Below are 12,675 nucleotides of genomic sequence, written 5' to 3'. Positions count from 1 at the left end.
TAAATATGGCTTATACAGAAGAACAAATCGAAACTATCAAAACACGAATTTTATCAGCCTTGGAAGAAGTCATCGACCCTGAGTTGGGGATTGATATTGTTAATCTTGGTTTGATTTATGAGATTCGTTTTGACGGCGACACAGGACAAACAGAGATTGATATGACTTTGACAACTATGGGTTGTCCCCTAGCGGACCTTTTGACGGACCAGATTTATGATGCCATGACAGAGGTTCCAGAAGTAACTGATACTGAGGTTAAATTAGTCTGGTATCCAGCCTGGACCGTTGAAAAAATGAGTCGCTATGCACGCATTGCGCTAGGTATTAAGTAAACAGATAAAAGTATATGAGAGACCATTGGAAAAGCGAGGAAATTTCCCCTCTTTTCCTCTAGTCTCTCCTTTCTTTTGCTGATTTTATTCAGAGAAAATGATATAATAGTAGTTATGGAAAAAAAGAAATTACGAATCAATATGTTGAGTTCAAGTGAGAAAGTAGCAGGACAAGGAGTTTCAGGTGCCTACCGTGAATTAGTTCGTCTTCTTCACCGTGATGCTAAGGACCAATTGATTGTTACTGAAAATCTTCCAATCGAGGCAGATGTGACTCACTTTCATACAATTGATTTCCCCTATTATTTATCAACCTTCCAAAAGAAACGCTCAGGGAGAAAAATTGGCTATGTGCATTTCTTACCTGATACACTTGAGGGGAGTTTGAAGATTCCATTTTTCTTAAAGGGAATTGTTAAACGCTATGTATTTTCTTTTTACAATCGGATGGAGCACTTGGTGGTGGTCAATCCTATGTTTATAGAGGATTTGGTGGCCGCTGGTATTCCACGTGAAAAAGTGACCTATATTCCTAACTTTGTCAACAAGGAAAAATGGCATCCTCTTCCACAAGAAGAAGTAAGTCGATTGCGATCAGAATTTGACCTTGATGAAAATCAGTTTATCGTAGTTGGTGCGGGTCAAGTTCAGAAACGTAAGGGGATTGATGATTTTATCTGTCTGGCTGAGGAATTGCCTCAGATTACCTTTATCTGGGCGGGTGGTTTCTCTTTTGGTGGTATGACAGATGGTTATGAACGCTACAAGAAAATGATGGATAATCCACCTGAAAATTTGATATTTCCAGGCATTGTGTCGCCAGAGCGAATGCGTGAATTGTATGCCCTAGCGGATCTTTTCTTGTTGCCTAGTTATAATGAGCTCTTTCCTATGACTATTTTAGAGGCTGCCAGTTGTGAAGCTCCGATTATGTTACGTGATTTGGATCTCTATAAGGTTATTTTGGAGGGAAATTATCGGGGGACAGCAGATAGAGAAGAGATGAAAGAGGCTATTTTAGAATATCAAGCAAATCCTGTTGCCTTAAAAGATCTCAAAGAAAAAGCTAAGAATATTTCTAGAGAGTATTCTGAAGAGCATCTGTTACAAATTTGGTTGGACTTTTATGAGAAACAAGCCGCTTTAGGGAGAAAGTAAAAAGTGAGGTAATCTATGCGAATTGGTTTATTTACAGATACCTATTTTCCTCAGGTTTCTGGTGTTGCGACCAGTATTCGAACCTTGAAAACAGAACTTGAAAAGCAGGGACATACTGTTTTTATCTTTACGACGACAGATAAGGATGTTAATCGCTACGAAGATTGGCAAATTATCCGCATTCCAAGTGTGCCTTTCTTTGCTTTCAAAGATCGCCGCTTTGCCTATAGAGGCTTTAGCAAGGCGCTTGAAATTGCCAAGCAGTATCAGCTAGATATTATCCATACTCAGACAGAATTTTCTCTAGGCTTGTTGGGGATTTGGATTGCGCGTGAATTGAAGATTCCAGTTATTCATACCTATCACACCCAGTACGAAGACTATGTGCATTATATTGCCAAGGGGATGTTGATTCGTCCGAGTATGGTTAAGTATCTGGTCAGAGGTTTCCTTCATGACGTGGATGGGGTTATTTGCCCGAGTGAGATTGTTCGGGACTTGCTATCTGACTATAAAGTCAGGGTTGAAAAGCGGGTAATTCCAACTGGGATTGAATTAGCTAAATTTGAACGTCCAGAAATCAAGCAAGAAAATCTAAAAGAACTACGTAGTAAACTAGGGATTCAAGATGATGAAAAGATGCTGCTTAGTCTTTCCAGAATTTCCTATGAAAAAAATATTCAAGTAGTACTAGTAGCCTTTGCAGAAGTTCTGAGAGAGGAAGACAAGGTGAAACTGGTAGTTGCTGGGGATGGGCCTTATCTGGATGACCTCAAAGAGCAAGCCCAGAAACTAGAGATTCAAGACTCCGTTATCTTTACAGGTATGATTGCTCCTAGTGAGACAGCTCTTTACTATAAGGCGGCAGATTTCTTCATCTCTGCATCGACAAGTGAAACGCAGGGCTTGACCTACTTGGAAAGCTTGGCCAGTGGGACGCCTGTCATTGCTCACGGAAATCCGTATCTGGACAATCTTATTAGTGATAAAATGTTTGGTACCTTGTATTACGGCGAGTATGATTTAGCTGGAGCTATTTTAGAGGCTCTAATTGCAACACCAGATATGAATGAGCATAGCTTATCAGAGAAATTATATGAGATTTCAGCTGAGAACTTTGGAAAACGGGTGCATGAATTTTATTTGGATGCCATTATTTCAAATAATTTCGAGAAAGATTTAGCCAAAGATGATACGGTTAGTCAGCGTATCTTTAAGACAGTTTTGTATCTTCCACAACAGGTGGTTGCTGTGCCCGTAAAAGGCTCTAGACGAATGCTGAGGGCTTCAAAAACACAGTTAATCAGCATCAGAGACTATTGGAAAGACCATGAAGAATAGAAAGAGGAACAGCTATGAAAAAACAATTAATGAGAAGTGGTCATGATAAAAAGATTGCAGGTGTTTGTGCTGGAGTGACTAATTATTTTGATATGGATCCCACTATTGTTCGTGTAATATGGGGTGTTCTTGCTTTTGGTTATGGAGCTGGAATTGTAGCCTATATCATTTTATGGATTATTGCACCAGTAGCAACTGACTATTGAAAACTAGCTGAATTCATGCTAAGATAATAGAAAATAGAATGTAACGAAGGAGAAAAAAATGGCATTTGGAGATAATGGAAATCGTAAAAAAACTATGTTTGAGAAAATAACCTTGTTTATCGTGATTATCATGCTAGTAGCAAGTTTATTGGGAATTTTTGCAACTGCAATTGGTGCCCTCAGTAATCTATAAAATAGATTCAAGAAAATTTAGTGACTGGGATTTCCCAGCCCTTTTTTAAAGTGAGAAGAAATAATGAGTATGTTTTTAGATACAGCCAAGATCAAGGTCAAGGCTGGTAATGGTGGCGATGGCATGGTTGCCTTTCGCCGTGAAAAATATGTCCCTAATGGCGGTCCTTGGGGCGGTGATGGTGGTCGTGGAGGAAATGTGGTCTTCGTTGTAGACGAAGGTTTGCGTACCTTGATGGATTTCCGCTACAATCGTCATTTCAAGGCTGATTCTGGTGAAAAAGGGATGACCAAAGGGATGCATGGTCGTGGTGCTGATGACCTTAGAGTTCGAGTGCCACAAGGTACGACTGTTCGTGATGCAGAGACTGGCAAGGTTTTGACAGATTTGATAGAACACGGGCAAGAATTTATCGTTGCTCACGGTGGACGTGGTGGACGTGGAAATATCCGCTTTGCGACACCAAAAAATCCTGCACCGGAAATCTCTGAAAATGGAGAACCAGGTCAGGAACGTGAGTTACAATTAGAACTAAAAATCCTTGCGGATGTCGGTTTAGTAGGATTTCCATCTGTTGGGAAATCAACTCTTTTAAGTGTTATTACCTCAGCTAAACCTAAAATCGGTGCCTACCACTTTACCACCATTGTGCCAAATCTTGGTATGGTTCGTACCCAATCAGGTGAATCCTTTGCAGTAGCTGACTTGCCAGGTTTGATTGAAGGTGCTAGTCAAGGTGTTGGTTTGGGAACCCAGTTCCTCCGTCACATCGAGCGTACACGTGTCATCCTTCATATCATTGATATGTCAGCTAGTGAAGGCCGTGACCCTTATGAGGACTATCTAGCTATCAATAAAGAGCTGGAGTCATACAATCTTCGCCTCATGGAGCGTCCACAGATTATTGTAGCCAATAAGATGGATATGCCTGAGAGTCAGGAAAATCTTGAAGTTTTCAAGAAGAAATTAGCTGAAAACTACGATGAATTTGAAGAGTTACCAGCAATCTTCCCAATTTCTGGTTTGACCAAGCAAGGTCTGGCAACGCTCTTGGATGCTACAGCTGAATTGTTAGACAAGACACCAGAATTCTTACTCTACGACGAGTCAGATATGGAAGAAGAAGCTTACTACGGTTTTGACGAGGAAGAAAAAGCCTTTGAAATTAGTCGTGATGACGATGCGACATGGGTACTTTCTGGTGAAAAACTCATGAAACTCTTCAATATGACCAACTTTGATCGTGATGAGTCAGTCATGAAATTTGCCCGTCAATTACGTGGTATGGGGGTTGATGAAGCCCTACGTGCGCGTGGTGCTAAAGATGGGGATTTGGTCCGTATTGGTAAATTTGAGTTTGAATTTGTAGACTAGGAGACTGATATGGGAGATAAACCGATATCTTTCCGAGATGCGGATGGCAATTTTGTTTCCGCCGCAGATGTTTGGAATGAAAAGAAATTGGAAGAACTATTTAATCGTCTCAATCCAAATCGTGCCCTGAGATTGGCACGAACTAAAAAAGAAAAACCATCTCAGTAAAATAGATAAAAAGATTCCGTGCCATAATCAGGACACGGAATTTTGTTTTATTCTTCAAAGAAAAATGGTGGAGCGAATTTTTTCAGGTCTTCAAAGCATCTTTGGGCAGCTTCTACATCTTCGCAGATGACGAGACAGACATCATCGCCACAGAGGGTAGCGATAGCGTCAGGGAAGCTCAAAGCATCAATGATAGAACCAAAGGATTGAGCAAGTCCAGGAAGGGTTTTTAGTAGGACTTGGTGTTGAACTGGGCGCATCAAGACAAGGGCGTCTTCCATGTAGAGTTCGAGACGTTTTTCCCATTTTGAGACAGAACCTGTATTGAGCACGTAGTAAGAGTTGTCTTCTTCACGTACTTTTGAGAGGTTCATGCTTTTAATATCTCTCGAAAGTGTAGCTTGTGTAACTTGAATATCATTATCAGCAAGAAGAGCTTGTAACTCAGCTTGAGTATGAATCTTGTTTTTGGTTACAAGTGCTCGTATGAGCTGGTGGCGGTGTTCAGATTTATTCATAAAATTTACTCCTTGTACAAAGTACAGAAAGCGTGGACTGATCGAAATCGTCAGTCGAGTGGTAAGCGGTATTGTCACGTATAATGATTTCAAAGTCAGTAGTATAAAGAACTAGATGGAGAGCATCTCCTTCTTTTAACTTGTCACTTGTTGGGTGCAGATGAATTGGCTGTCTAACACTTCATCTGCATTGATGTTCTTTAATGACAGTGAATCATTCAATTTTGGTAGCATTTTGTCACGGCTTCTTGTGAATGTACGCTAAACGGTAATTCACAGAGATTGTCCAACATGTGGTGTGGTAGCGTGTAGTATAGAGGGTCACACATGTTGGTTAAGGGTGTTGGTATCTTCTGTTCAAAATCCAGTAGTTGGGCTGATAAAAGCTCTTATTTGGACTGGAGTTGATACCAAGTTGTAGTTTTGTTCGACTGTTCAAGTGGAAGCTTTTAATTTTAGGAAGGTCAATGGGTCTTTGAGTGACCTTGTCCTTGGAATTCTTCCATATTGAAAGTCTGATAGCCTATACCTTTTGGCAAGGTAGGATAAGTGTAGACTGTTCAAAATCAACAGTTAGGTGATAAGCGGTATTGTCACGTATGGTGATTTCAAAGTCAGTAGTATAAAGGACTAGACGGAGAGTGTCTCCTTCTTTTAGCTTGTAAATAGTTGGTTGCAGCTCAAACTGGATATCCATCCATTCATCTGCTTTAATATCCTCTACTAACAGTAAATCATTTCTATTTTGCAAATTGAGATAGCCTTTTGTCACTACTCGTTGTGTAGTTGCGCTAAATGGCAATTCACAGAGATTTTCCAGCATATGATAGCGACCGTTGTCAATGGTTCTAGCACTTAAAACAGCTGGATAAGGTTGTAGGTATTTCTTTTGTCCATGTTCCAGTAGTTGGGCTGATAAGAGCCCCTTGTTTGTACTGGATTTGATACGAAGATTGAGCTGAGCGCGACCGTTCAAGTGAAGATCCTTGGTCACAGGCAGGTCAATAGTAATTTGATTGGCTTTCCCTTGATAGAGTTCCGTATTGAAGGTCTGGTATGTTTTCCCATAACGCTCAAAATCCTTATCTGAGTACTGATTTTGAATGACTTGCTCTTCTTGACCAAGTGAGAAGGTTTCAAAGTTATCTTTCTCACCGAAGTTATCAAGTGATAACCAAGTCTGAGGAGTGGTATTATCCTGCCAGATGACAGTAGGAAGTTGGAAATCCGTTTCCTGTCCCAGTAATTTCTTAGTCAATAAGGCATTCATGGACTCACGGAAGTCAATGGACTGCCAGTTGTTTATGTAAACATGAGCGCCATTATGGAAAAAGAGATGCTTGTTTATATGAGCAGGAAGGGCATGGAACATCTGGTAAACATGAAGTGGTTTGACATTCCAATCCTGAGAACCATGAGTAAAGACAACCTCTGCCTTTACCTTGTCAGCATTGAGCAGATAGTTGCGGTCATGCCAAAATTGATTGTAGTCACCAGACTTGCGATCCAGTTGTTCTTTTACTTTTTCCAAGTCAGCTTGGTGAGTCTCATTACCACGGATATAGTCACCAGCTAAGAGATTACGAGAGTAGGTTAACTCAGCAAGCGAGTCAAAATCCTCTCCAGGATAACCACCTGGGCTAGTCACCAGACCGTTTTCACGGTAGTAGTTGTACCAAGATGAAATGCCAGCCTCGGCAATGATTACTTCTAAACCATCTACACCAGTAGTGGCAAGGCCGTTTGACATGGTACCTAGATAGGAAAGTCCTGTTGTTGCTACTTTTCCGTTTGACCAATCAGCCTTGACTTGACGCTGGCGCGTGTGGTCAGTAAAGGCACGGCAACGGCCGTTAAGCCAATCAATAACATTTTTATAGGCCTCGATTTGCTGGTAGTCTCCGTTAGTCATGAAACCAGTAGAGTCTTTGGTACCAACACCTGAAACATATAGATTAGCAAACCCTCGTGGAAGGAAGTAGTCGTTGAGACTATAGCTAGCGTTGATGTGCGTCAGCTTTTCCTCAGCTTCTGACACTAGATCAGCTTGACCTTGAGGTTTGACGAGATTTAGTTGAGGTTCTTCTAGCTCAATCTTGTGAGCAGGCTTCACTTCAAGCTCGCCCTCCATCTTGTAGAGAGCCTTGTCACTAGCCTTGTCATTTGTTCCTTGATGATAGGGACTGGCTGTCATGATAGCAGGGATTTGTCCATCAAAACGAGGACGAATAATGCTAACCTTGACTAGGTCTGGTAGCCCTTTTTGGTCGGTATCGACACGAGACTCAACGTAAACGACTTCACGAATGGCATCATGGATGGAAAAAGTAGCCAAGCTCTTACCGTTAAAGTAGTGGTAGGTATTATCTTCAGGGATAAGACCGTCGCTTACCAGTTGTTCAATCAGGAGATTTCCTTTTTTGGTTCGAGTACTGAGCAACTGATAGAGATTTTCAATCAAGTCACCGTATACAATAGGAAATCCAGTTTCCTTACGAAAAGCTTCACTGTCTTCGAAGTCAACTAAATAAGAAAAGCCTAAAAGTTGAAAAGCAACAGTATAAAAAATATCTGCAGTTAAATTCTTGTCTGACTGAAAAAATTTCAGTAAGTCAGTTTCTTTATCAACTGCTAAACTAGATAGAGGATAGGTGATATCCTTATAATTAAAAAAGAAACGAATAAGAAACGCTTCAAACATTTTTTTATTTGTAATGTTGACTGGTAAATCAAATCCATACTTTTTTAAATCACATAAAATAGTATCTCTTGGAAGTGATAAATAGCTGAATTGATTAAAGCGCATAAAACCTCCTTGTAAAATAATAATTAAGATTATTATATCAAAAAAAGGGGAGAAAGGGAATCATTAAGTGAGAAAGAAATTAATTAAAGAATAATGAATACAATTTATATGGAAAAACAGGTACTATTCTATAGCTGAAACAAGTTATTATAGAAAATAAGTTAACTTGACGTATCTTTCTCTTTTAAAAGATATATTCACTTCTTGGGATAAAAAAGTAAAAAAATTACCGGAGCATTTGATTCTTTAAATGTATTTTTACCTTTTTCGTTCAAAAAATTTTACTTTAAGGATAAAATATAGACAGGATTCGATGCTTTTGTCTTTCTCTTTTTGAAAAATGGTATAATAAAGTGAGAAGGATAGAGGAGAAGGGTAAATTGATTGCGCAACTAGATACAAAAACAGTCTATAGTTTTATGGAGAGTGTCATTTCGATAGACAAGTATGTGAGAGCAGCTAAAGACTATGGCTACACTCATCTGGCTATGATGGATATTGATAACCTATATGGGGCTTTCGACTTTCTAGAGATTACAAAAAAATACGGCATTCATCCTCTATTAGGGCTTGAAATGACTCTTTTAGTGGATGTGCAGGAAGTAAATCTGCGTTTTTTAGCTCTATCTAGTGTGGGCTATCAGCAGTTGATGAAGCTTTCAACAGCCAAGATGCAGGGGGAGAAAACTTGGTCAGTCCTGTCCCAACACCTGGAGGATATTGCGGTCATTGTGCCTTATTTTGAAGAGATTGAGTCTCTAAATATAGGCTGTGATTACTATATTGGGGTTTACCCAGAAACACCGGTCAGTGAATTTCATCATCCAATCTTGCCCCTTTATCGGGTCAATGCTTTTGAAAGCAGGGATAGAGAAGTTCTACAAGTGTTAACAGCGATTAAAGAAAATCTACCACTCAGAGAAGTTCCCTTACGCTCACGACAAGATGTCCTTATATCAGCAAGTTCTTTAGAGAAACTATTCCAAGAACGTTTTCCGCAAGCCTTGGACAATTTAGAAAAGCTTATTTTAGGTATTTCTTATGACTTGGATACTAGTCTGAAACTGCCTCGCTTTAATCCAGCTAGACCAGCAGTAGAAGAGTTGAGAGAACGTGCTGAACTGGGGCTAGCTCAGAAGGGGTTGACTAGTAAAGAATATCAAAATCGTCTAGACCAAGAATTGGCTGTTATTCATGATATGGGCTTTGATGATTATTTCTTGGTTGTTTGGGATTTGTTGCGTTTTGGACGCTCGAATGGCTATTATATGGGCATGGGACGGGGTTCTGCAGTTGGTAGTTTGGTTTCCTATGCCTTAGATATTACAGGGATTGACCCAGTAGAGAAAAATTTGATTTTTGAACGTTTCCTCAATCGTGAACGTTATACTATGCCTGATATTGATATTGATATCCCAGATATTTATCGTCCAGATTTTATCAGATATGTTGGCAATAAATATGGCAGTAAGCATGCGGCTCAGATCGTTACTTTTTCTACCTTTGGGGCTAAGCAAGCTTTACGTGATGTTTTGAAGCGTTTTGGTGTGCCAGAGTATGAATTGTCTGCAATTACTAAGAAAATCAGTTTTCGTGATAATCTCAAGTCAGCCTATGAGGGCAATCTCCAGTTTCGTCAGCAAATCAATAGTAAGTTAGAATACCAAAAAGCTTTTGAAATTGCTTGCAAGATAGAGGGCTATCCAAGACAAACCTCTGTCCATGCGGCTGGTGTTGTGATCAGTGACCAAGATTTGACCAACTACATCCCTCTGAAGCATGGTGACGAAATCCCACTGACTCAGTACGATGCTCATGGAGTTGAAGCTAGCGGGCTTTTGAAGATGGATTTTCTGGGGCTACGAAATTTGACCTTTGTCCAGAAAATGCAAGAGTTGCTTGCTGAAACAGAAGGGATTCATCTGAAAATTGAAGAAATCGATTTGGAAGACAAAGAAACGCTGGCTCTTTTTGCTTCTGGTAATACAAAAGGTATCTTTCAATTTGAGCAACCTGGTGCTATTCGCCTGCTAAAGCGTGTGCAGCCAGTCTGTTTTGAAGATGTCGTAGCAACTACTTCTTTAAATCGTCCAGGTGCAAGTGATTATATCAATAATTTTGTGGCAAGAAAGCATGGTCAGGAAGAAGTGACGGTTCTGGATCCAGTGCTGGAGGATATTTTGGCTCCAACCTACGGCATTATGCTCTATCAGGAGCAGGTTATGCAGGTTGCTCAGCGTTTTGCTGGATTTAGTCTTGGGAAAGCCGATATTTTGCGTCGAGCTATGGGGAAAAAGGATGCCTCTGCCATGCATGAGATGAGGGCTTCCTTTATTCAGGGAGCATTAAAAGCAGGTCATACTGCGGAAAAGGCAGAGCAGGTCTTTGATGTCATGGAGAAGTTTGCAGGTTATGGTTTTAACAGGTCACACGCCTATGCATACTCAGCCTTGGCTTTCCAGTTGGCCTATTTCAAAACGCATTATCCAGCCATTTTTTATCAGGTCATGTTAAATTCTGCCAACAGTGATTACCTAACAGATGCCCTTGAAGCAGGCTTTGAAGTAGCGCCTCTGTCAATCAATACTATTCCTTATCACGATAAAATTGCAAACAAGTCCATCTATCTAGGTCTGAAATCGATTAAGGGAGTAAGCAAGGATTTGGCGCTTTGGATTATTGAACATAGACCCTATTCTAACATTGAAGATTTTATAGCTAAATTACCTGAGAATTATCTGAAACTTCCTCTGCTAGAACCTTTGGTAAAAGTTGGCCTTTTCGATTCATTTGAAAAAAATCGTCAAAAAGTATTCAATAATTTATCTAATTTATTTGAATTTGTAAAAGAGTTAGGAAGTTTGTTTGGAGATACTATTTATAGTTGGCAGGAATCGGAAGATTGGACAGAACAAGAAAAATTCTATATGGAACAAGAGCTTTTAGGGGTAGGAGTCAGTAAACATCCCTTACAAGCTATTGCCAGCAAGTCTATTTATCCGATTACACCCATTGGAAATTTGTCAGAAAATAGTCACTCTATTATCTTGGTAGAAATTCAAAAAATTAAAACTATTCGCACCAAAAAGGGTGAAAATATGGCTTTCTTACAGGTCGATGATAGTAAGAAAAAACTGGATGTTACCCTCTTTTCAGATTTATATCGACAGGTTGGGCAGGAAGTAAGAGAAGGAGCCTTCTACTATATCAGAGGGAAAATCCAGTCCCGTGATGGCCGTCTGCAAATGATTGCACAGGAAATAAGAGAAGCAGTGGCTGAACGCTTTTGGATTCAAGTGAAAAATCATGAATCGGATCAAGAAATTTCGCATATTTTAGAGCAATATAAAGGCCCAATTCCAGTCATCATCAGGTATGAAGAGGAACAGAAAACCATTGTATCTCCTCATCATTTTGTAGCTAAATCTGATGAATTAGAAGCTCAATTAGATGGAATGGTTATGAAAACGATTTATCGATAAAATTACGGAAAATAGAAGAATTTTCCAATTAAATGTGGTATAATCAGTAAGAATGTTAAAAGAAAAAGGAGCATAAACCAAATGAAACGTATTGCTGTTTTAACTAGTGGTGGAGACGCCCCTGGTATGAATGCTGCCATCCGCGCAGTTGTTCGTCAAGCAATTTCAGAAGGAATGGAAGTTTTTGGTATCTATGATGGATATGCTGGTATGGTTGCTGGTGAAATTCATCCATTAGATGCTGCTTCAGTAGGAGACATCATTTCTCGTGGTGGTACTTTCCTTCACTCAGCTCGCTACCCAGAGTTCGCTCAACTTGAAGGGCAACTTAAAGGGATTGAGCAATTGAAAAAACACGGGATTGAAGGCGTAGTTGTTATCGGTGGTGATGGATCTTACCACGGTGCTATGCGTTTGACTGAACATGGCTTCCCAGCTATCGGTCTTCCAGGTACAATCGATAACGATATCGTTGGTACAGACTTCACAATCGGTTTTGATACTGCAGTTACTACTGCTATGGACGCTATCGATAAGATTCGTGATACATCATCAAGTCACCGTCGTACTTTTGTTATCGAAGTTATGGGACGTAACGCAGGTGATATCGCTCTTTGGGCAGGTATTGCAACTGGTGCTGATGAAATCATCATCCCTGAAGAAGGTTTCAAGATGGAAGATATCGTAGCAAGCATCAAAGCTGGCTATGAGTGTGGTAAAAAACACAACATTATCGTCTTGGCAGAAGGTGTGATGTCAGCGGCTGAATTTGGTCAAAAACTGAAAGAAGCTGGAGATACAAGCGACCTTCGTGTGACAGAACTTGGACATATTCAACGTGGTGGTTCTCCAACTGCGCGTGACCGTGTTTTAGCATCACGTATGGGTGCTCATGCCGTTAAACTTCTTAAACAAGGTATCGGTGGTGTTGCGGTTGGTATCCGTAATGAGAAAATGGTTGAAAACCCAATTCTTGGCACTGCAGAAGAAGGGGCATTGTTTAGCTTGACTGCAGATGGTAAGATTGTGGTAAATAACCCACACAAAGCTGACCTTGAACTATCTAGCTTGAATAAGAGCTTGTCATAATTTAT

At 40.1% G+C, this 12,675-nt stretch carries 11 protein-coding genes; 9 read left to right on the top strand and 2 right to left on the bottom strand.

Annotated features, from left to right (window positions below; all coding sequences use genetic code 11):
• Positions 1-5 precede the first annotated feature (5 nt).
• The 7 genes from D8787_RS05050 to D8787_RS05020 all read left to right on the top strand — a co-directional run bounded on the left by D8787_RS05050 (position 6) and on the right by D8787_RS05020 (position 4,775).
• Positions 6-335 (top strand): metal-sulfur cluster assembly factor, encoded by a 330-nt coding sequence (locus D8787_RS05050; RefSeq protein WP_033683522.1) that lies wholly within the window; start codon positions 6-8, stop codon positions 333-335.
• Positions 336-449: 114 nt separating this feature from the next.
• Positions 450-1,493, top strand: a complete 1,044-nt coding sequence (gene cpoA, locus D8787_RS05045) for an alpha-galactosylglucosyldiacylglycerol synthase (protein WP_185776755.1) — start codon at positions 450-452, stop codon at positions 1,491-1,493.
• 15 nt (positions 1,494-1,508) lie between these two features.
• Complete coding sequence (locus tag D8787_RS05040; RefSeq protein WP_125421387.1) at positions 1,509-2,834, top strand: glycosyltransferase family 4 protein; 1,326 nt, start codon at positions 1,509-1,511, stop codon at positions 2,832-2,834.
• 29 nt (positions 2,835-2,863) lie between these two features.
• Entirely contained in the window at positions 2,864-3,040 is a 177-nt protein-coding gene (locus D8787_RS05035; RefSeq protein ID WP_125421420.1) for a PspC domain-containing protein, read from the top strand.
• A 58-nt stretch (positions 3,041-3,098) separates the two neighbouring features.
• A complete protein-coding gene (locus D8787_RS05030; protein WP_000863859.1) occupies positions 3,099-3,233 on the top strand; it encodes a DUF4044 domain-containing protein in 135 nt (44 codons plus the stop codon).
• A gap of 63 nt (positions 3,234-3,296) precedes the next feature.
• Entirely contained in the window at positions 3,297-4,607 is a 1,311-nt protein-coding gene (obgE, locus tag D8787_RS05025) for a GTPase ObgE (protein WP_125421384.1), read from the top strand.
• Positions 4,608-4,616: 9 nt separating this feature from the next.
• Complete coding sequence (locus D8787_RS05020; protein WP_001858283.1) at positions 4,617-4,775, top strand: hypothetical protein; 159 nt, start codon at positions 4,617-4,619, stop codon at positions 4,773-4,775.
• A gap of 47 nt (positions 4,776-4,822) precedes the next feature.
• On the opposite strand, the gene D8787_RS05015 is transcribed toward D8787_RS05020, so the two are convergent.
• Complete coding sequence (locus D8787_RS05015; RefSeq protein ID WP_125421381.1) at positions 4,823-5,293, bottom strand: arginine repressor; 471 nt, start codon at positions 5,291-5,293, stop codon at positions 4,823-4,825.
• 523 nt (positions 5,294-5,816) lie between these two features.
• Positions 5,817-8,099: a Xaa-Pro dipeptidyl-peptidase gene (locus D8787_RS05010; RefSeq protein ID WP_125421378.1), complete on the bottom strand. Its 2,283-nt coding sequence runs from the start codon at positions 8,097-8,099 to the stop codon at positions 5,817-5,819.
• 380 nt (positions 8,100-8,479) lie between these two features.
• On the opposite strand from D8787_RS05010, the gene D8787_RS05005 reads away from it, so the two are divergent.
• Together D8787_RS05005 and pfkA are read left to right on the top strand one after the other, a co-directional pair.
• Positions 8,480-11,581 (top strand): DNA polymerase III subunit alpha, encoded by a 3,102-nt coding sequence (locus tag D8787_RS05005; RefSeq protein ID WP_185776754.1) that lies wholly within the window; start codon positions 8,480-8,482, stop codon positions 11,579-11,581.
• 81 nt (positions 11,582-11,662) lie between these two features.
• A complete protein-coding gene (pfkA, locus tag D8787_RS05000; RefSeq protein ID WP_125421372.1) occupies positions 11,663-12,670 on the top strand; it encodes a 6-phosphofructokinase in 1,008 nt (335 codons plus the stop codon).
• Positions 12,671-12,675: the final 5 nt, after the last annotated feature.

The sequence above is a fragment of the Streptococcus mitis genome, from assembly GCF_003944325.1.
Taxonomy (GTDB): Bacteria; Bacillota; Bacilli; order Lactobacillales; family Streptococcaceae; genus Streptococcus; species Streptococcus mitis_CW.
The sequence above is the reverse complement of the archived record's forward strand: the minus strand, read 5'-3'. Positions and strand labels throughout refer to the sequence as shown.